We start from the raw sequence: 21218 nt of genomic DNA on the forward strand, positions 1-21218 counted from the left end.
AATCAACCTTAAATAATATAAATTATTGTATTTAACAAAATAATGACTACTTTGAAAAAAAATTATTGTTTTTTATAAAGATATTAAAAATACAAGCATTAAGAGGGCCAAACATTTGGAGTGTTAGAAGAAAAAAGTTAATCCAAATGCGTTTAGATTTGGAAGAAATGGAACAATTTCCGACAAATAAGATTGAAGGATTTAGGGAACGTATTGAAACTATGTTTCCTACCATGATTGAACATCGTTGTTCAGAAGGTTGCAGAGGTGGTTTCTTTTCACGTGTGGAAAGAGGTACTTGGATGGGGCATGTGATTGAACATATTGCTTTAGAAATTCAGACTTTAGCTGGAATGGAAACCGGTTTTGGAAGAACTAAAGAAACGAAAACTCCGGGCGTTTACAATGTAGTTTTCAGTTATACCGAAGAAAGCGTAGGTATGTTTGCCGCCGAAAGTGCCGTAAGAATTGCCGAAGCTTTAATCTCAGCAACTGAATACGATGTAGAAGCCGATATTCAGAAAATGAGAGAAATTCGTGAACGCGTTCGTTTGGGGCCATCTACAGGAGTATCGTAGAAGAAGCTGTTGCTCGTGACATTCCCTGGATTCGTTTGGGAACAAATTCACTGGTACAGCTAGGTTACGGCATTAACCAAATGCGTTTTCAGGCTACCATAACCTGTAAAACAAGTAATATTGCAGTAGATATTGCCTGCGATAAAGAAGAAACAAAACGTATGTTAGAATTAGCATCAATTCCTGTTGCAAGTGGCGGAATTTGTGTTGATGAAGAAGATTTAGAAGATGTAATTAAAAAAATCGGTTACCCGATTGTAATTAAACCTTTAGACGGAAATCACGGAAAAGGCGCATCTATCAATGTAACAAAATGGGAAGATGCCGTTACTGGATTAGCGTATGCAAAAAATTACAGTCGCCGAGTTATTGTTGAAAAATTTATTACCGGATTTGATTTTCGTGTATTGATTATTGATCATAAACTGGTTGCTGCTGCCAAAAGAGAACCTGCCCATGTAAATGGCGATGGCACGCAAACCATTCAACAATTAATTGATGAAACCAATCAAGATCCAAGACGTGGTTACGGACATGAAAATGTTTTAACGCAAATTGATGTTGACAGAGATACAACAGATCTATTGGAGAAATTAGGCTATACTTTAGAAACCGTTCCTAACCGTGGAGAAGTTGTTTATTTAAAATCGACCGCTAATTTAAGTACTGGGGGAACTTCGGTAGATGTTACCGATATGATGCACCCTGAAAACATTTTCCTTTGCGAACGTATTTCGCGAGTAATTGGCTTAGATGTTTGCGGTGTTGATATTATGGCAGAAAACTTAACGCAGCCATTAAAAGAGAACGGTGGTTGCATTTTAGAAGTAAATGCTGCTCCAGGTTTTAGAATGCACTTGGCACCAAGCGAAGGTTTGCCTAGAAACGTTGCATCGCCAGTGATTGATATGTTGTATCCACCTGGAAAACCAAGCCGTATTCCAATTATTGCAGTTACCGGAACCAATGGTAAAACCACCACTACCCGATTAATTGCACACATTGTAAAAAACAATGGTTACAAAGTTGGTTTTACAACATCTGATGGGTTTATGTTCAAAATCACATGATGGAAAAGGGTGATACCACAGGACCTATTTCTGCAGAATATATTTTAAAAGATCCAACCATAAAATTTGCTGTTTTAGAAACTGCCCGTGGAGGAATTTTGAGATCAGGTCTTGGGTTTAGCCGTTGTGATATTGGAATCATCACCAACATTCAAGAAGATCACTTAGGTATAAGCGACATTGATACCTTAGCAGATTTAGCACGTGTTAAAGCAACTGTTGTTAAAAGTGTGAATAAAGAAGGTTGGGCTATTTTAAATGCCGACGATGAATATTGCATGAAACTGGCAAACGAATTAAATTGCAATATTGCCTACTTTAGTATGGATGAAGATTCTGAAACAGTAAAAAAACTATCAAAACAAGGCGAAATTGTAGCTGTTTATGAAAACGGTTTTATAACTATTAAAAAAGGTGAATGGAAAATTAGAGTTGAAAGAGCTACGCACGTTCCGTTAACATTAGGCGGAAAGGCTAAATTTATGATTGCAAATGTTTTAGCAGCAACTTTAGCGGCTTATTTACAAGGTTTTAAAATTGAAGATATTAGTTTATCGTTACAGACATTTATTCCAAGTGCCGCACAAACTCCGGGAAGAATGAATATTTTCGATTTCAAGAAATTTAAAGTATTGATTGATTTTGCTCATAATCCATCTGGATACAAAGGTGTGGAAGAATATTTAAGTACAGTTGATGCTACTAAAAAGATCGGAATTATTGCCGGTGTTGGCGATCGTAGAGACGAAGATATTAAAGAATGTGCCATGATTGCTGCACGAATGTTCGATCATATTATTATTCGACAAGAAAAACATTTGCGTGGCAGAACCGAAGAAGAAATCATCGACTTGATAATGGAAGGGATTTCTAGTTCTGAACGTACCGTTACTTATGAAATCATCACTAAAGAAACCGAAGCAATTAAACACGCAATAAACAGCGCCGAAGACGGAACTTTTATTACTGCGTTAAGCGATGTTATTACAAACGCTATTGAAATTGTTCAAGAATATTTAGATAAAGAAAACGAAGAAGTTTAATTAAAATTAAATAATGATTATTCAAAACTTTATCTAGAATAGAATTTATGAACTATTCGTGAGTTCGAGCTTGTCGAGAACTTCTCGATACGTTGCGCTACTATGAAGTGACGATATGTATAAAGAATTAGATAATATTTTTTGATCCATAGTTTCAAAAAGATAATTTATCTAATAACACACTTTACAAATTCAAGATTATCAAAAAAATGCTCCAAAAATTTTGGAGCATTTTTTTAAGGTTCAAAATTAATCATCAATATAAATCGTTAATTTAGTATGTGTATGCTTAAAAAAATCATTCCTTTGCAGTATGAAATTTCTGACGCCCCAACTTAAAAAAATCTTATTATTACTACTTAAGTTACTGGTAGTGGGCGGTGCTTTTTTCTTTATAAGAAATCAGCTTACAGAAAAAGATTTTAATTGGGATATTATTTCGCAAACATTACAAAAAACCAATGCTTGGATTTTAGTATCGATACTTTTACTGCTAACATTTTTAAACCGTTTTTTAGAGATTTTAAAATGGCAGAATTTAGCTAAAGTTGTAAAACCAATAAGCATTTGGGAAAGTACCAAACAAGTTTTAATTGGCATTACATTTGGCATTGTTACACCAAACGGCATTGGCGAATATGCAGGCAAGGCTTGGTTTTACGACAAAAAAGACGCCGTTAAAATTGTTTTTTTAAACGCGGTATGCAACGGAATTCAGGTGATTTTCTCTGTTACTTTCGGGTTAATTGGTACGATTTACATAAATTCATTACACCAATTTATTGACACCAAATATATTTTATTGTTTTTTGGGATTTTAACCGCGATTGTGTTAGTAATACTTCTAGTAAAAAACATAAGAATAAAAGGTTATTCTTTACAAACATTGTTTAAAAGTTTAAACGAAATCCCTAAAAGTATCCATCGAAAAAACATGGGGCTGGCGTTGTTAAGGTATTTGGTTTTAATACATCAGTACTTTATTCTGTACACGCTTTTCAGTGTCGAAATTCCGTATTTTGTATTATTGGCGGTTGTTGCAAGTATTTATCTGCTGGCATCGAGCTTGCCAAATTTTCAAGCGGTAGATTTTGCTTTAAAAGGAAGTGTCGCTATTTATTTATTCAGCTTTTTTGGTGTTAATGGCTGGATCGTAACCCTTGTTGCCGCACTAATTTGGTTATTGAATTTAGTAATTCCTATTTCGATTGGAAGTTTCTTTTTGCTAATTTTTAATCCGAAGAAGGATCGAACTTTACATTCAGCACAAACTGAGTTGTAACTGGAATTCCGCGTTTTGTTGCTGGCTGTATTTTAGAAAAACTTTTACGATGCTGTTTCAGAATACTATCTAACATAAATTTCGGAATTAATTTTTCGTTCACAGCTTCCGTCTTAAAATCAATTTCACTGTTTGATGAAATACTGACCTTAAGCTGAACCGAATCGATCGTAGAAATCTTAACAAGAGAATCGGTTTTTAAAACTCTAACCACTTCGAAATTCAATCGATCAAAAAAACATTCCTTATTTTCAATGGCATCGGTCAGTTTTTCGCATGAATCATAAGAAGGATACGTGTCTACCTTACTCCAGTCAATCGCATGCAGTTCACGTCTTAGCAACTCTTGGGAATTGGGTAATTCTTTCTGAACAAAATTGCAGGAAGTAAGCAGAAAAGTAAAAAAAACAAATGCCCAATAATTTTTCATGAAAAATTAAATCGTAAATTTAAAAGCAAAAATACAAAATAACTATGGAAATCTTAATACTCATTGTAAGTTTATTGTTTGTGCTTGTGGGCATTGCAGGAAGTGTGCTGCCTGCGGTACCAGGACCGCCTTTAAGTTGGATTGGTTTGTTGATACTTTATACCATGCCAAGCATTGAATTTGACTATTGGACATTGGGAATTACCTTTGTTTTTACGCTGATCATTGTGATTTTAGATTACGTGATTCCTGCACAGGGAACCAAACGTTTTGGCGGAAGCAAGTACGGAATTTGGGGCACAAATATTGGATTGATCGTAGGCATTCTGGCTCCTATTCCGTTTGGATTTATCATCGGACCATTTGTGGGTGCTTTTATTGGTGAACTGATTTTCGATCAAAACGATTCTAAACGAGCGTTAAAAGCCGCAACCGGATCCTTTTTAGGCTTTCTGGCATCTACCTTTATAAAGTTTGTGTTTTGTATGGTTTTATTTGGAATTTACATTCACACCGTTTGGAAATATTGGAGTGTTTGGTTTTAATTTACAGATATTTTAATTGGGAAACTAAAACGTGAAGTTGTAGCTTTGCCATTTATTTGGGCAGGATTCCATTTTGGCATGTTTTTTAAAATCTTAATTGTTTCTTCTGCTATACCAAATTCATCCTTCAATACTGTAAAATTACTAAGCGAACCATCTTTTTCAACCGTCAACATAATGGTAATACGAACTTCTTTAGTATCAACAGGCGGAATTTTTTTTGAATCAAACTCTTCACTCATTTTTTCATAGAACTTCTTTAAACCTTCTTTTGGTTCAGCTTTTTTTTGAACAAACTTATGTACTTTGTTATTATCAACCTTATCTGATTCTTGAGCAACTACCTGTGATCCTACGAAAAGAATAAAAATGGCTAAAAAAATATTTTTCATATTTATAATTTAAGTTTAAAGGTTTCTTTTAATTCATTCATAAATCTCACAGCTAACTCTGGTTTGTACGATCCCGCACTAATGCTGATAAAATGACCATTTTTGTAAAATGAAAAAATTTGTATATATGGATTTTTCAAGTACACATCATAAAAACCAAATTCTTTCATAGACATATTTAAAAATGAAATTTCAAAAGTTGTTAAAGGGTCTTTTACATTATTATCTAACATTTCCACCATTTCATTACCTAAATCTTCAGGCATTTGCATTATAGTTACCTGATATTCCACAGTTTTATCTTTATTCTCAATTCTGTAATCGGCTGTTGCCAAACCTGTATCCCGAACACTACATTGATTGCAATCAAATTTAAAATATTCGGTTTCTACTATTGAAGCCGTTATAATAGCGTCTGTTTCTTCTAATTCATCAATATCTTCAGTTTTTTCATCTTCTTCATTAACACGTATTTTGATTGGTAGAGTAAAAGCAGAACGAACAATTTTGCCGTTATGAGTAGCTGGTTTCCAAACTGGCATTGTCTTTAAAACACGAATTGCTTCTTCGCCTAAACCTTCAGTACTTTCATTTAGAACTTGAATACCACTAAAAGTACCATCTTTTTCTACAACAAATTTTAATCTTACATCTAATGTGCCGGTGGATGATGAAAATTTTGCTGAATTGAATTTACGCATATAATTTTTATAAAAATACTGTAAACCTTCTTTAGGTTCAGCTTTTCTTTGCACAAAGCTGTGAACCTTAATATCATCAACATCTATTGTTTCTTGTGCAATTGTTTTAAATCCTATGAAGAGAAAAAAGAAAACTAATATTGTATTTTTCATAATGTATCTATTTTTAGCTTAAACGTTTGTTTTAAATCGGCAAAATTAAATTTTGAAATTTGTTCGTTTGTTGAAATCACCGTTATATTTATTAAATAATTACCAGCGATAAAGTGGATTGTATTGTTATAAAACGTATTTTCGTTACCATTAACAGCAAAATTACTTTCTAAAGCTTGGTAATTTTTATAATCAACCGCATTAGTTGTTGCGTTCTGCTTTTCAGCATTGGCTTTAATTATATCAAAATGATTTTCTACATTGGCTAACAATATTTCCCTTAAAGTAATTGAATAAAAAACGCTGTTATCTGCTGTGTTATAAGCAAATTCTTTAACCTTATTGTATTGGTTTGTATTGCTGTTGATTAACTTACAATTACACTCAAACTGAAAATATTCCGTGCTTACTGTTCTTTCTAAAATTGATTTTTCCAATAGTGCTTTATCAACATTCCTCATTGGAAACCTTAATTTAATAGGCACTACATGAACAGACCGTACTATTTTTCCTTTAATTTCGGCAGGTTTCCAGGCAGGTGCTTTTTTTAAAACTCTTATAATTTCTTCGATGTAAGCGTAAGCATGCTCATTTTCTTCTATTTCGATAGTAGAAAGCGTACCATTTTTTTCGATAATGAATTTTAATTTAAAAGATATCTCATCAAATTTCGGCGGAATAACTAACGAATTAAATTCACTTGTAAAGGCTTGCAAAAATTTGAACATTCCTTGCCTTGGTTCTGCCTTTTTTTGAACAAATCTATATACTTTGTCCGGATCAACTTCATTTGATTCTTGGGTAATGGACTGTAATACACCAAAATGCATAAAAATTATAACTGTAAAACACCTAAATATTCTATTTTTATACATTTAGTTAGTAACACTTTAATTTACTCTTATTTTAATTGGTATAGTAAAACGTGAACGCACAATATAACCGTTATGCATTGCAGGATTCCAGCTTGGCATTAATTTCATTATTCTAACAGCATCTTGACCTACATTAAACTCATCTTCAATCACTTGTATATCCGTTAAACTACCATCCTTCTCAATATAAAACACCAACCTAAAACTAAACTCTTTAGCTTTTTTAACTGCTTTTTTATCGTACTTAAACTGCTTTACAAAATCGTTCATAAACACAGCCAAACCTTCTTTTGGTTCTGCTTTTTTTGTTTCAACAACGGTATTTTTGGACAAAATAGGCTCGGTAGGTTTCTTTAATTTTATTGGTAATGTAAAGTAAGATCTAACAATGGTATCCTTATGTTTCGCGGGTTTCCAATAAGGCATTAAATATAGAACTCTTTTTGTTTCTTCTTTATAACCATAATCATCACCCAGAAATTGAATGTTAGAAAAACTGCCGTCTTTTTCAATCACTAATTTTACTTTAAAAGTAACTTCGTCTTGTTTAAGTACAGCGGCATTTAAATCAAATTCTGCTGCAAAAGCTTGATAAAAATCTTCAAATCCGTTTATTGGAGATGCTTTTTCTTGTACAAAAGAGTGAATTTTATCTTCTGTTACTGTTAACTCTTGTGCTGTTAGCTGTAAGCCTATTAAAAATGCAATTACAATAACTAAACTATTTTTCATTTAATCTTTATTTCTATTATTTTTTACTTTTATGGGTAAAACAATTTGCGAACGAACTTTTTCGCTTTTATATACAGCAGCTGTCCATTTAGGCATTTCTTTTAGTATGGTAATTACATTTTCTGCCTGCCCAAAACTTACGCCTTCTACATTAAAGTTAGATAAACTTCCGTCTGCTTCCACCACAAAAAACACGTTAAAATCGGCTTTATCTGTATTAACCACATTAATTTTCTTAGCAACTGTTTGGTAAAATGTTGTTATTCCTTCATACGGTTCGGCAACCACATCAACTTCATTGTTTTTATATATTTTTTCTTGCGCTTGTGCATAAATAACGCATAATAGGCAAATAAATAAAAGAACTATCTTTTTCATATTTCTGTTTTTTTTTTTATAAATATAATTATATTTTTAATTTAAAGTTTTGTTTAAGATGCTCAAATAACAAATCTGCTATTTGCTTTTTATACGTAACTACACTTACAGCGATAACGTGTTCATTATGATAAAAAAACAGCATTCGGTAAACATTTACATAATCCCCGTTAGGAACATTTACATGGAGTTCTGTAGCTTCTATCCCATTAAATGACACTTTTTTAACAACAGAATTTTGCTTTACGGCATCACTTTTAATAGTTTCAATTTCTTCTTTTGCTTGTTGCGAACTTAATTTTCTGAAAGCTACGTTATAAGATGCAGTTTGATCTTGTGAAGGCATATAAAATTCTTCGGATTTCAATTCATCATTTTTTGAACTTCTCGCTAACGTACAATTACAAGTTAAATCAAAATAATCAGTATCGACTTTATTCGATTTTAAAGAAGCCTTGAACGTATTTATTTCGTCTGGTGTTTTAAAAACAATTTCGTCTGGTGAAGTTACTTCCGATGGAGTTATTCTAATAGTTATAGGCAATGTGAATGCAGACCGAACGTTTTTACCTTCGTGCATAGCGGCGTTCCAAACAGGCATTTCGTTTAAAATACGTATTACTTCATTTTTAAAATTGTAGGTATCATCAATTAACTTTATGTCGTTAAACGTACCGTCTTTTTCTACAATAAATTTTACACGTAATTTAATTTCGGTAACATCGTTAGGTATTTTATCTGCGTTTTTATAATCGAATTTATTTACAAATTCTTTCATAAAAACTTGCAAGCCTTCTTTTGGATATGCTTTTTGCTGAACAAATGATTTAACCTCGTCTTGTGCTAATGCTGAAAAGTTGTAAGTAAGAAATACAAATAGTATTAAAAGTGTTTTTTTCATGGCTATGTATTGTTAAACACAAAACTATGGTTTTCTAAGGAAAGATAAAAATCAAAAAAGCCCTCCTATTTGGAAAGCTTTTCATTGGTCTAACTACTAAACCAGGTACTTGCGTACCTAAACAACACAACTATTTTTGATTCTAAAAAGCGAGAATCTCGCGGTCTGGACGGGACTCGAACCCGCGACCCCATGCGTGACAGGCATGTATTCTAACCAACTGAACTACCAAACCAAAACATTATAGGGCACAAAAGCCCCTCGTAACCGAAGGGCTATTGTATCTTGGCGGTCTGGACGGGACTCGAACCCGCGACCCCATGCGTGACAGGCATGTATTCTAACCAACTGAACTACCAAACCAAGATAATGTTTTATGTCAAAGAAATTTTACTTTCGCAAAATTAAGAACCGTGTTCTTTTTTTGCGGTCTGGACGGGACTCGAACCCGCGACCCCATGCGTGACAGGCATGTATTCTAACCAACTGAACTACCAAACCGTTTGTTAACTTAATGTTGCTATTGCTTCATCATTTCAACGGTGCAAATATACGACCATTTACTAACGGTGCAAACATTTTTTAAAAAAAATAAGAGGTGTTTTTAAATATTTTTTTCAGCACGCTACTTTTCAGTACATTACAAAAAAAATACCAGAACTAAATTCTGGTATCTTTTAATATATTTTGTTTTGTTTACAACAATTTGGTAAGTGCATCAACGTAAGTTTGTTTTGGCGCAACACCAACTTGACGACCTACAACTTCTCCGTTTTGGAAAATTAACACTGTTGGTATGTTTCTTACGCCGTATTGTGAAGCAAAATCTTGATTTGCATCTACATCTACTTTCCCAACAACTACTTTTCCTTCAAAATCGCCAGCTAATTCTTCAATTGTTGGACCTAACATTTTACAAGGACCACACCATTCTGCCCAAAAATCTACTACTACTGGTTGAGCTGATTTTAATACTACTTCTTCAAATGTTGCATCTGTTATTTCTAAAGCCATAATTTTAGTTTTTAAATCTATTATATACAAATTTAGTTATTTTTTTAATTGTCACAAGTTAACAACCATAACTAATATCTATAACACATAAAGGTTTTTAATTTAAACGGAACGAAACCTGCATACGCTCTAACTCTTCCAACAAATCTGATGATATTTCAATGCGCATATTTTTGCTTGGCATTTCTAACAGATTTTTCTTTAGATACTGTACTTCGGGCACTTCAATTTCGGGTGTTTTTTCTTCGATTTCTTCTGAAACATCGTCTGGAAATTCTTCCGATGTATCTTCTAAAAGTTTGTGGACCACCTGTGTTTGTAGTCTGTTTTGAACTTCTTCTAATTCAAACACTTCAAAAACAACCGCCTTTGTACCTGGATTTTTATCCATTACAAATCTTATTTTTTCAACTTCCATTTCTTTCAGTTTACGAACATCGATCTGAATAATTAGTTTTTTTGCAAACGTTGGTATTACTTCGTTTAACAGCTTTAATTCCACAAACTGCATGCGCGGTTCAGATCGTTCGTTGGTATCTTTCTTAATCCACCCTTCTTTAATATATACTTTAAAATACACAAAGGTATTGTTCAGCAGAAAATGTCGGTTCTTCAAATAATCTTCGTTAAACATGCGCATTTCAATACTTTCATCGTATCCTTCAACCGTAAAAATCGCCCAATCTTTTCCTTTAGACGATGTTTTAAACTGCACATTTGTAATCATTCCACCAAAAGTTACCGTTCTGCCCACCAAAGGATCTAAATACTTCAATTGTTCCAGCTTCACGTTACAGAAATATTTCAGTTCAAACTTAAAATCATCTAACGGATGTCCCGAAATATAAATTCCTACCACATCTTTTTCTTTAGCCAACTTTTCCATGGTTGTCCATTCATCACAACTTGGAATTACAGGCTCGGGAATTTGCACTTCGCTTGATTCGCCAAACAGACTTACTTGTGCCGAATTTTCGTTATCCTGATACTTTCCACCATACTTCATGGCTTTTTCTAAAAAGGTAATTCCGTCGCCTTCTGTATAAAAATACTGTCCGCGGTGTGTATCGGTAAAACAATCGAAACCACCAGCTAATGCTAGGTTTTCAAATGCTTTCTTATTGGCTGATCTTAAATCGATTCGTTTCGCTAAATCAAAAATAGATTTATAATTCCCGTCTTTTCTATGTTCAATAATGGTATTCACAGCACCCTCGCCCACTCCTTTTATCGCACCCATTCCAAAACGGATCTGATAATTCTCGTTCACCGCAAATTTATAGTGCGATTCGTTCACATCAGGTCCTAAAACATCTAATCCCATTCTACGGCATTCTTCCATAAAAAACGTAACCGATTTAATATCGTTCATGTTGTTTGACAGTACCGCAGCCATATATTCTGCCGGATAATGCGCCTTAAAATAGGCAGTTTGATACGCCACCCACGCATAACAGGTAGAGTGCGATTTGTTGAAGGCATAGGATGCAAAAGCCTCCCAGTCTTTCCAGATTTTTTCTAATGTTTTAGGATCGTGCCCTTTTGCAGCTGCTTGTTCTACAAATTTAGGCTTCATTTTATCCAGAACATCTTTTTGCTTTTTACCCATTGCTTTACGCAAAACGTCAGCTTCACCTTTTGTAAAATCAGCTAATTTTTGCGACAAAAGCATTACCTGTTCCTGATAAACGGTAATTCCGTAGGTTTCTTTTAAAAATTCTTCGCACGCATCTAAATCATACGTAATTTCTTCTTCACCATTTTTTCTTTTAACGAACGACGGAATATATTCTAACGGTCCCGGGCGATACAAAGCATTCATGGCAATTAAATCACCAAAAACCGTAGGCTTAAGCTCACGCATATATTTCTGCATTCCGGGCGATTCGTACTGAAAAACCCCAACCGTTTCTCCGCGTTGGAATAATTCGTAGGTTTTAACATCGTCAATAGGAATTTCTTCCGGATCGATCTCTAAACCAATACGCTGTTTTATAATAGCAACTGTATCTTTTATTAGTGTAAGGGTTTTTAAGCCCAAGAAATCCATCTTTAGCAAACCGGCACTTTCGGCAACCGAGTTATCGAACTGAGTTACATATAAAGCAGAATCTTTTGCGGTTTGCACAGGAACGAAATTGGTAATATCATCGGGCGTAATAATTACTCCACACGCATGAATTCCCGTGTTACGCATAGATCCTTCGATAATTTTTGCCTGTTGAATGGTTTCCGAAAGCAGATCGTTTTGATTGGCAATACTTATTAATTCTTTTACAGCATCAAACTCATCAGATCGCAATGCTTTTTTGATTACATCTTCGGGTTCAGATAAAAATCGACGTAAATTCCACTTACTTGGCATCATAGTCGGAATCATTTTAGCGATTCGTTCCGATTCATATAAAGGTAAATCTAATACACGCGCCGCATCTTTAATAGCCGATTTTGTTGCCATTTTACCATAGGTAATAATTTGCGCCACCTGATTTGCACCATATTTATTGATTACATAATCCATTACGCGACCACGACCTTCGTCATCAAAATCGATATCAATATCGGGCATCGACACACGATCGGGATTCAAGAAACGCTCAAAAAGCAAATCATATTTTATAGGATCTAAATTGGTAATTCCCAAACAGTAAGCCACCGCTGAACCTGCTGCAGATCCACGACCCGGCCCAACCGACACATTCATTTTACGCGCTTCGGCAATGAAATCTTGAACAATTAGGAAATATCCCGGATAACCAGAATTTTCTACTGTTTTTAGTTCGAAATCTAATCGTTCGGTAATAACATCGTCGATTTCCTTGTATCGTCGCTTCGCACCTTCGTACGTTAAATATCGTAAATAAGCATTTTCACCACGTTTACCGCCATCTACATCATCTTCTGGATTAATAAATTCGGCAGGAATATCAAACTTTGGAAGTAAAATATCTCTGTATAAAGAATACACTTCAATTTTATCGACAATTTCCTGAATATTAATAATAGCTTCGGGCAGATCTTTAAAAAGTGCCTTCATTTCATCTTGAGTCTTATAAAAATACTCTTGATTTGGTAAGCCGTAGCGATAACCGCGACCACGACCAATTGGCGTTGCCTGCTTTTCACCGTCTTTTACACACAGTAAAATGTCGTGTGCATTGGCATCGGATTTTTCTAAATAATAAGTATTGTTTGTCGCGATTAGTTTTACGTTATGCTTTTTAGAAAACGCAATCAGTGTTTTATTTACACGATCTTCATCTTCCTGATTATGGCGCATGATTTCCAAATAAAAATCATCTTTAAAATGTTCTTTCCACCATAACAACGCATCTTCTGCCTGCTTTTCACCAATATTCAAAATTTTACTTGGCACTTCACCATATAAATTTCCGGAAAGCACAATAATATCTTCTTTATATTGCAAAAGAACTTGCTTATCGATACGCGGAACGTAGTAAAAACCATTGATTGACGCTATTGACGATAATTTCGCAAGGTTGTGATATCCCTTTTTATTTTTTGCCAGAAGAACAATCTGATATCCGTTGTCTTTTTTTGATTTATCTGTATAATTTTCGCACACAAAAAACTCGCAACCAACAATTGGTTTCATCTCGGTTTCCGTAGGATCTTCTCCATTTTCAATTGCAGCTTCGTTGGCTTTCTTTACGTTTTTGTTATGATCTAAAACTGCACTTACAAACTTAAAAGCGCCCATCATATTCCCGTGATCGGTCATAGAAACGGCTGACATTTTTTCTTTCGCCGATTTTTTAATCATTGCACCAATATCAATGGTTGATTGCAAAACCGAAAACTGCGTATGATTATGTAAATGAGCAAAAACAGCTTCGTTGTATGCTTTTTTAACATCGGCAGAAATCGTAGTTTTTTGAGCTTCGTCTTTAATAACACCAGCAGCTTCTAACTGCTTGCGAATTTCTTCGGATGCTTTTTTAAGGTTGATGTGTTTTAACCCGATTAACTGAAAAGGTTGCGGATTTACTTCTTTAAATTTCTCTAAATAACCGTTTGGTTGTTGTAATTGCGTTTCAGTAAAACCATTTTTACGAATCAATTCAAAAAAACATCTTGTAGTAGCTTCCACATCGGCAGTTGCGTTGTGCGCTTCGCCAAAAGGCACTCCAAATAAATATTCGTGTAATTCTGTTAAAGTTGGTAATTTAAAACGACCACCACGACCACCTGGGAGTTTCAATAAACTTGCCGTAACTTCGGTACAGGTATCTAAAACCGCGATAGTGTTTAGGGGAGTAGTTTTTTGAGCACGATGAAACTCGGCTCCCATAATATTCAAATCAAAACCCACATTTTGTCCTACAACAAATTTAGCTTTACCCAAAGCCGTGTTAAACTTGGCAAGAACAGAATTTATATCGACACCTTTTTCGGTAGCTAATAAAGTGGAAATACCGTGAATTCGTTCAGAATCGTAAGGTATATCAAATCCAGCGGGCTTAATAAGATAATCTTCGTGTTCTATTAAATTTCCCATTTCATCATGCAACTGCCAAGCAATCTGTATACAACGCGGCCAGTTATCAACATCTGTAATAGGTGCGTTCCAATCTTTAGGTAAACCAGTTGTTTCTGTATCAAAAATAATATACATGGTTAAAATTTAGGTTGATTTTATACAAAGTTACAATAAAAAAAAGTCGTTCTTAAAAAGAACGACCTAAGTATATATTAATCACGTTTATTTATTACGGATTTGGTGTTTCTGGAGTTTCTACTATTGGTGGATAAACTATAGGAATTCTAAAAAACACACCCTTATTAAAATTAACAAGCGGTGTATTTGGTAAAACCAACGTTGGATCTACTGGAACCATTTCGGCATAGAACGTTCCTGAAATTGTTCCATCTTGCTGCTTTTCTGGAGCATCTAACTTAATATAACCTTTTCCTGTTGATGAAGAGGTACTGTAAAGATAAACCGTATCTTTTTCTATTTTAGAGTAAGTAGCAACATGATAATTAGTTGTACCTAATTCATACTCTTTCCCTGATTCATAGTTTTGTATGAATAAAGTAACGTTTTCTGAATCGGTTGCACCAACAATTACTAAATTACCGTTATCAACATTAGCTGTCATTTTGGTAGCTCTCCAAAAATCGTAGCTATTCATAGCTTCAAACGTTGGGTTATTTATAGTTAGTTCTTCTTCGCACGAAACCAATGAGAACGCCATTAATGCAAATAAAAAGTATTTTTTCATATTCGTTATAGATTCTGAATTCAATGTTACCAAACAAAAATAGAATTTTTTCTTTATAGGCTATCATTTTTTTTAATAATTATTTAACTTTTTTTAATTTTAACAATTTAACACTAACTTTTAATGGTTTATAATCAATCATAAAAAAAAAATAATTACTTTTGCACTTCAAATAATAACAAAGAGGTCGGGAACCTCAATTAAATCATTTAAAGATTATGTCTGTAAAAATTAGATTACAAAGACACGGTAAAAAAGGAAAACCTTTTTACTGGGTAGTAGCTGCTGATGCACGTGCTAAAAGAGATGGTAAATTCTTAGAAAAAATCGGAACTTACAATCCAAACACTAACCCTGCAACAATTGACTTAAACGTTGACGCTGCTGCAAAATGGTTATTTAACGGTGCACAACCAACAGATACTGCTCGCGCTATTTTATCTTACAAAGGTGCATTATTGAAACACCACTTAAACGGAGGTGTTCGTAAAGGTGCTTTAACAGAAGAGCAAGCTGAAGCTAAATTCACTGCTTGGTTAGATGAAAAAGCAAACAAAGTAGGCACAAAAGTTTCTGGATTAGCTGACAATAAAGCTGCTACTAGAACAGCTGCATTAAATGCAGAAAAAGAAGTAAATGCAAAACGTATTGCTGCTGCACAAGAAGCTAAAGCTGCTGCTGAAGCTGCAACTGCAGAAGAAGCTACTCCAGAAGTAGAAGAAAATACAGAAGAAACTGAAGCATAATTTGTAAGCGATTTTTAATGCGTAAAAAAGATTGTTTTTATTTAGGAAAAATCGCAAAGAAATTTAGTTTCAAAGGCGAAGTCTTGGTCTATTTAGATACGGATGAACCTGAAATGTACACAGAATTGGAATCAATGTTCGTTGAAACAAACGGACATTTGGTTCCTTTTTTTATTGAAAGATCATCAATCCATAGAGAAAAATTCCTTCGAACAAAGTTTGAAGATATGGAATCTGAAGAAGAAGCAGATACCATTGTTGGCAAAGATGTTTACTTACCTCTTACTATGCTTCCTACTTTAGAAGGCAATAAATTTTATTACCACGAAGTTGTTGGTTTTGACGCCATAGATCAGCGATTAGGTAACTTCGGAACCGTTTTAAGAATTTTAGATAATGGCGTACAAGCTTTGTTTGAAGTTCAAAAAGACGAAGCCATTATTTTAATTCCTTTAATTGATGAATTCATCATTGAAGTAAACCGCGAAAACAAGTCAATTCTCTTCAATACTCCAGAGGGATTGATTGATTTGTATATTTAATTACCACTTATTTTCATTTTAAAACAGTAATTTTGAAGTAAATTCTACTTCAATGTTCTCATTTAAACAATTCACCATAGAACAAGATCGTTGTGCCATGAAAGTTGGTACAGACGGCGTTTTGTTAGGCGCTTGGACTCCTATTTCCCATAAACCATTTAATATATTAGATATTGGCTCAGGCACCGGTTTAATTTCTTTAATGTTAGCTCAAAGAAGCCATGCACAGCAGATAGATGCGGTAGAGATTGACGAAGAAGCTTACGAACAATGCGTAGAAAATTTTGAACAAAGTAAATGGAACGATCGGTTGTTTTGTTATCATGCATCGATTGATGAATTCACCGAAGAACTTTTTGAAGACGAAGAAGAATACGATTTAATTGTATCGAACCCACCTTTTTATTCCGAAAATTATTCATCAGGTAATGACAAACGAGACCAAGCACGCTTTCAGGAAGCTTTACCGTTTGATGAATTAATAGAATCGGCACAAGCATTACTTTCAGAAAACGGAATTTTCGCGGTTATTATTCCTTATAAAGAAGAAGAAAGTTTTATAGAACTAGCGCAATCTATTGGATTATTTCCATTGAAAATAACTCGCGTTAAAGGAAATGGAACATCTGAAATCAAACGTAGTTTACTAGCTTTTTCACGAATAGAACAACAACCATTTGTTGATGAATTAATCATTGAAACAGATCGCCACAAATACACCCCAGAATACATCGACCTAACAAAAGATTTTTATTTGAAGTTATAGATTTCATTTTATAAACGACGTTTAATGCCATATTAGCCTATTAATTTTATGGTGTGCAATAATCGTTATTATGAAAAAGGAATTTATAAAAGGACAAGGAGCTGTAGAGAACATTCACAATCGGTTTTTTAAGAACAGGTATAAAACGTCGATCTATCAAGATGATTATGAAGATGATATTGCAAAAACTCAGATATTAGAAGTTTTTCCAAAAACCATTGTCAATAAAGTAAAAGGCAACAGCTTACCTTTTCTGTATTCTGTAAATCCGTATCAGGGTTGCGAACACGGTTGCGCGTATTGTTACGCTAGACCTACGCACCAATATTGGGGATTTAGCGCCGGTGTAGATTTTGAACGCATTATCTTAGTAAAGAAAAATGCTCCGGAACTTTTAGAACAATTCTTTTTAAAGCGTGGTTACAAAGCATCAACCATTCAACTTTCAGGCAACACAGATTGCTACCAACCTTTAGAACGCAAATTAGAAATCACTAGAAAAATATTACAGTTGTGCCTAGATTACCGCCATCCGGTGAGTATCATAACAAAAAACGCCTTAATATTGCGCGATTTAGATATTTTAAAACAACTGGCTGTTAAAAATCTGGTTAATGTATCCTTAAGTATTCCTACCATAAACGAAGATTTGCGTCGGGTTTTAGAACCCAGAACATCATCGGTAAAAACAAAGCTGAAAGCACTACAAACTTTAGCGGAAAACAAGATTCCTACACACGTAATGGTTGCGCCGATAATCCCCGGATTAAACAGCATGGAAATTCTACCTATTTTAAAAACAGTTGCTGAAAACGGAGCAAATTCTTTTGGATATACTTTAGTAGGTTTGAACGATGAAGTGGAACCTATTTTTAAAAATTGGTTAGAAACACATTATCCCGACCGAAAAGAAAAGGTTTTAAACCAAATAGCATCGTTGCATAAAGGAAATCTGGCAGAAAAGAATATTGCTAAAAGAAATACCGGCAACGGAAATTTCTCCGATATAATTCACAAAACGTTTGAAATTGGTAGAAAGAAGTTTTTTAATCGATCTAAATTTCCTGCGTTATCAACCGATTTTTTTGATGGTACAAAAGGCGAACAGTTGCGATTGTTCTAACATTCCATCTTAATTTATATACTTTAAATCTTTTTCTTCCATCAAACTTTTTTCTTCTTAAAAAATAAGTATTTTTGTGAAAACTAAACAATTGTAGATATGAAACCCGATTTATTTCAGGCACCAGATTATTATTTATTAGACGATTTACTTACAGAAGAACATAAATTAGTACGCGACTCAGCACGAGCTTGGGTTAAGAAAGAAGTATCTCCGATCATTGAAGAATATGCTCAAAGAGCAGAATTTCCACATCAAATTGTAAAAGGTTTGGGTGAAATTGGCGGTTTTGGACCTTATATTCCAGTGGAATACGGCGGTGCAGGATTAGATCAAATTTCGTACGGGTTAATTATGCAGGAAATTGAGCGTGGCGATTCAGGTGTACGTTCAACCTCATCGGTTCAATCATCGTTGGTAATGTATCCTATTTGGAAATACGGAAACGAAGAACAACGCATGAAATATCTTCCAAAATTAGCAACGGGCGAAATGATCGGATGTTTTGGTTTAACAGAACCTGATTTTGGATCGAACCCAGGCGGAATGGTTACCAATTTTAAAGACAAAGGTGATCATTACTTATTAAACGGTGCAAAAATGTGGATTTCGAACGCTCCGTTTGCAGATATTGCCGTTGTTTGGGCTAAAGACGAAAGCGGACGTATTCACGGATTGATCGTTGAGCGCGGTATGGAAGGTTTTACAACTCCGGAAACACATAACAAATGGTCGTTACGTGCATCGGCAACCGGTGAATTAATTTTTGATAACGTTAAAGTTCCTAAAGATAACTTATTACCAAATAAATCGGGCTTAGGCGCACCGCTTGGATGTTTAGATTCGGCTCGTTATGGAATTGCTTGGGGTGCCATTGGTGCTGCTATGGATTGCTACGATACAGCTTTAAGATATTCGAAAGAACGTATTCAGTTTGACAAGCCAATCGGAGCTTTTCAATTACAACAAAAGAAATTAGCCGAAATGATTACCGAAATCACTAAAGCGCAGTTATTAACTTGGCGTTTAGGCGTTTTACGTAATGAAGGGAAAGCAACATCGGCACAAATATCTATGGCAAAACGTAACAACGTGGATATGGCATTAACTATTGCACGTGATGCACGTCAAATGTTAGGCGGAATGGGTATTACCGGCGAATATTCTATTATGCGTCACATGATGAATTTAGAATCGGTTGTTACGTATGAAGGTACACACGACATTCACTTGTTAATTACAGGAATGGATGTTACCGGATTCGCAGCTTTTAAATAAGATTTAATGATTATCTAGAACTTTGTACCAAAATATTTATTAATGTATCATAAATTAAATATTGAAAACATTTTTTTCTATACACTGTGTGTCATTCCGTGCTTGACACGGAATCTCATCATTATTTATCTTGTGAGATGCTGAAACAAGTTCAGCATGACACTGACGATAAAACTAAAACTTGGTGTAATCTTTCCGATAATCATTTAAGATTTTATTTTTTCGACCTTTGATTCGATATCAAAATAATTAATCAAAGATATCACAATACTCGTCGCTTCGAGTAACGCAACGAAGTGAAGCGTATCGAGAAGTTTTAAAATTATAAATTCTCGACAAGCTCGAACTGACGAAGATTTGAAGAATATATTTAAAATCAACTTTTTTATAAATAAGAAATCCCGAACAATGTTCGGGATTTTACTGTTTTAGTTAAACTAATACTCTCTTGTGTTTTCGTGTTTTAGATAAATTTTGCTGTATTTTTTATACCAATACCACAATCCGAAAATAGATAAAAACATTACTAATAATGTTTGATCGATCTTTTTCCAACGGTCAAACAACTGGCTGCTCCAAACAACAAATAACGCGCTTAACGAAGCTGCAAGATGCACCAATTGAATAATCATGTAGATACGGTATTTTTCATTCATATAAAAAACCGTATCGTGGAACAAGAATATTCCTAATATGTATCCAACCAACAAAACAGTTAGTACAATTAACAACCATTTTATAACTTTTAATAAAGTTTTCATAGAGGATAATTAAAAATCGAGCAAAATTAATTAAATATTCCGTTCAACAAGCGTTTGTACTGAAATAAGTTATTGTAAAAAAGGAAAAACGAAGTTACCTTCGCTTTTCACTAAAAATAATCCAATAAAACAAATCTATAATTTACTATTATTTATAAATTTTTCATAAAGATAGAAATATTCTCTTTAAAAATTATTTTTTTTAAAATATTTCTCAACCCTCTGGAGCTAATTCTATTTTTAAGCCTTCAATCTCGGGTGTAATTGCAATCTGGCAACCTAAACGACTGTTTTCTTTTACGTTAAAAGCCTCCCAAAGCATGGCTTCTTCATCCGGATTTTTCTCGACCAAATTCACCTCTTCCTCGTTTAAAACATAGCATTGACACGATGCACACATAGCCATACCACCACAAATACCAATGGTTCCTTCTTCGGCTAATTCGTACGCACGCACCAATTCCATTACGTTCATATTCATATCGGTAGGTGCATCAACAGTATGTTCTACTCCTTCTCTATCTATAATTGTTATTTTAATATCACTCATAATCTGCATTTTTGCAAAGATACTAATTATTAAAACGATACGAATGACCGATTTAAAGTTCCTACATAAAAATACCTACAAGGTTATTTAAACCTTGCAGGATTAATCTGTA

General features: G+C 34.2%; 19 protein-coding genes, 3 tRNA genes and 1 pseudogene. 8 read left to right on the forward strand and 15 right to left on the reverse strand.

Annotated features, from left to right (window positions below):
- The first annotated feature begins 74 nt into the window (after nucleotides 1-74).
- Both cphA and EG242_RS01230 read left to right on the forward strand, forming a co-directional pair.
- Nucleotides 75-2691 (forward strand): annotated as a pseudogene (cphA, locus tag EG242_RS01225) (cyanophycin synthetase).
- A gap of 313 nt (nucleotides 2692-3004) precedes the next feature.
- Nucleotides 3005-3973 (forward strand): lysylphosphatidylglycerol synthase domain-containing protein, encoded by a 969-nt coding sequence (locus EG242_RS01230; protein ID WP_124898104.1) that lies wholly within the window; start codon nucleotides 3005-3007, stop codon nucleotides 3971-3973.
- On the opposite strand, the gene EG242_RS01235 is transcribed toward EG242_RS01230, so the two are convergent.
- Entirely contained in the window at nucleotides 3924-4403 is a 480-nt protein-coding gene (locus tag EG242_RS01235) for a hypothetical protein (RefSeq protein ID WP_124898105.1), read from the reverse strand. The two genes, EG242_RS01230 and EG242_RS01235, sit on opposite strands and share 50 nt — an antisense overlap.
- Before the next feature lie 44 nt (nucleotides 4404-4447).
- Between EG242_RS01235 and EG242_RS01240 the strand changes: the two genes are divergently transcribed.
- A complete protein-coding gene (locus EG242_RS01240) occupies nucleotides 4448-4948 on the forward strand; it encodes a DUF456 domain-containing protein (RefSeq protein WP_124898106.1) in 501 nt (166 codons plus the stop codon).
- On the opposite strand, the gene EG242_RS01245 is transcribed toward EG242_RS01240, so the two are convergent.
- The 12 genes from EG242_RS01245 to EG242_RS01300 all read right to left on the reverse strand — a co-directional run bounded on the left by EG242_RS01245 (nucleotide 4945) and on the right by EG242_RS01300 (nucleotide 15340).
- Nucleotides 4945-5340, reverse strand: a complete 396-nt coding sequence (locus tag EG242_RS01245) for an energy transducer TonB (protein WP_124898107.1) — start codon at nucleotides 5338-5340, stop codon at nucleotides 4945-4947. The genes EG242_RS01240 and EG242_RS01245 overlap by 4 nt on opposite strands.
- A gap of 2 nt (nucleotides 5341-5342) precedes the next feature.
- Nucleotides 5343-6194, reverse strand: a complete 852-nt coding sequence (locus EG242_RS01250) for an energy transducer TonB (RefSeq protein ID WP_124898108.1) — start codon at nucleotides 6192-6194, stop codon at nucleotides 5343-5345.
- On the reverse strand, nucleotides 6191-7024 hold the full coding sequence (locus tag EG242_RS01255) for an energy transducer TonB (RefSeq protein WP_124898109.1): 834 nt from the start codon (nucleotides 7022-7024) through the stop codon (nucleotides 6191-6193). The genes EG242_RS01250 and EG242_RS01255 overlap by 4 nt, the downstream gene beginning before the upstream one ends.
- A gap of 60 nt (nucleotides 7025-7084) precedes the next feature.
- The gene (locus EG242_RS01260; protein WP_124898110.1) at nucleotides 7085-7801 is read right to left on the reverse strand and encodes an energy transducer TonB; all 717 of its coding nucleotides are present in this window, start codon (nucleotides 7799-7801) and stop codon (nucleotides 7085-7087) included.
- The gene (locus EG242_RS01265) at nucleotides 7802-8179 is read right to left on the reverse strand and encodes a hypothetical protein (protein WP_124898111.1); all 378 of its coding nucleotides are present in this window, start codon (nucleotides 8177-8179) and stop codon (nucleotides 7802-7804) included. It lies immediately after the preceding gene.
- 28 nt (nucleotides 8180-8207) lie between these two features.
- A complete protein-coding gene (locus tag EG242_RS01270; protein ID WP_124898112.1) occupies nucleotides 8208-9080 on the reverse strand; it encodes a hypothetical protein in 873 nt (290 codons plus the stop codon).
- A gap of 161 nt (nucleotides 9081-9241) precedes the next feature.
- Nucleotides 9242-9315: transfer RNA gene (locus EG242_RS01275), tRNA-Asp, on the reverse strand.
- A gap of 51 nt (nucleotides 9316-9366) precedes the next feature.
- Nucleotides 9367-9443: transfer RNA gene (locus tag EG242_RS01280), tRNA-Asp, on the reverse strand.
- A 64-nt stretch (nucleotides 9444-9507) separates the two neighbouring features.
- Nucleotides 9508-9581 (reverse strand) — tRNA-Asp (locus tag EG242_RS01285).
- 195 nt (nucleotides 9582-9776) lie between these two features.
- Nucleotides 9777-10094: a thioredoxin gene (gene trxA / locus EG242_RS01290; protein WP_091517547.1), complete on the reverse strand. Its 318-nt coding sequence runs from the start codon at nucleotides 10092-10094 to the stop codon at nucleotides 9777-9779.
- A gap of 97 nt (nucleotides 10095-10191) precedes the next feature.
- Nucleotides 10192-14730: a DNA polymerase III subunit alpha gene (gene dnaE / locus EG242_RS01295; protein WP_124898113.1), complete on the reverse strand. Its 4539-nt coding sequence runs from the start codon at nucleotides 14728-14730 to the stop codon at nucleotides 10192-10194.
- Nucleotides 14731-14824: 94 nt separating this feature from the next.
- Nucleotides 14825-15340: a DUF6252 family protein gene (locus EG242_RS01300; protein WP_124898114.1), complete on the reverse strand. Its 516-nt coding sequence runs from the start codon at nucleotides 15338-15340 to the stop codon at nucleotides 14825-14827.
- A gap of 218 nt (nucleotides 15341-15558) precedes the next feature.
- On the opposite strand from EG242_RS01300, the gene EG242_RS01305 reads away from it, so the two are divergent.
- From EG242_RS01305 to EG242_RS01325, 5 genes are all read left to right on the forward strand, one after another.
- Nucleotides 15559-16086, forward strand: a complete 528-nt coding sequence (locus tag EG242_RS01305) for a 30S ribosomal protein S16 (RefSeq protein WP_124898115.1) — start codon at nucleotides 15559-15561, stop codon at nucleotides 16084-16086.
- Between the two features lie 17 nt (nucleotides 16087-16103).
- Nucleotides 16104-16628, forward strand: coding sequence for a ribosome maturation factor RimM (rimM, locus tag EG242_RS01310; protein WP_124898116.1), 525 nt, complete (start codon nucleotides 16104-16106; stop codon nucleotides 16626-16628).
- Nucleotides 16629-16680: 52 nt separating this feature from the next.
- Nucleotides 16681-17394, forward strand: coding sequence for a tRNA1(Val) (adenine(37)-N6)-methyltransferase (locus tag EG242_RS01315; RefSeq protein WP_124898117.1), 714 nt, complete (start codon nucleotides 16681-16683; stop codon nucleotides 17392-17394).
- 70 nt (nucleotides 17395-17464) lie between these two features.
- The gene (locus tag EG242_RS01320; protein WP_124898118.1) at nucleotides 17465-18517 is read left to right on the forward strand and encodes a PA0069 family radical SAM protein; all 1053 of its coding nucleotides are present in this window, start codon (nucleotides 17465-17467) and stop codon (nucleotides 18515-18517) included.
- 99 nt (nucleotides 18518-18616) lie between these two features.
- The gene (locus EG242_RS01325; protein ID WP_124898119.1) at nucleotides 18617-19795 is read left to right on the forward strand and encodes an acyl-CoA dehydrogenase family protein; all 1179 of its coding nucleotides are present in this window, start codon (nucleotides 18617-18619) and stop codon (nucleotides 19793-19795) included.
- A 437-nt stretch (nucleotides 19796-20232) separates the two neighbouring features.
- Here the strand turns inward: EG242_RS01325 and EG242_RS01330 are convergent, their stop codons facing one another.
- Nucleotides 20233-20556 (reverse strand): hypothetical protein, encoded by a 324-nt coding sequence (locus EG242_RS01330; RefSeq protein WP_124898120.1) that lies wholly within the window; start codon nucleotides 20554-20556, stop codon nucleotides 20233-20235.
- A gap of 214 nt (nucleotides 20557-20770) precedes the next feature.
- Nucleotides 20771-21106, reverse strand: coding sequence for a 2Fe-2S iron-sulfur cluster-binding family protein (locus EG242_RS01335; protein ID WP_203227668.1), 336 nt, complete (start codon nucleotides 21104-21106; stop codon nucleotides 20771-20773).
- Nucleotides 21107-21218: the final 112 nt, after the last annotated feature.

Origin of the sequence: Paenimyroides viscosum (genome assembly GCF_003858535.1) — a bacterium.
GTDB lineage: Bacteria > Bacteroidota > Bacteroidia > Flavobacteriales > Flavobacteriaceae > Flavobacterium > Flavobacterium viscosum.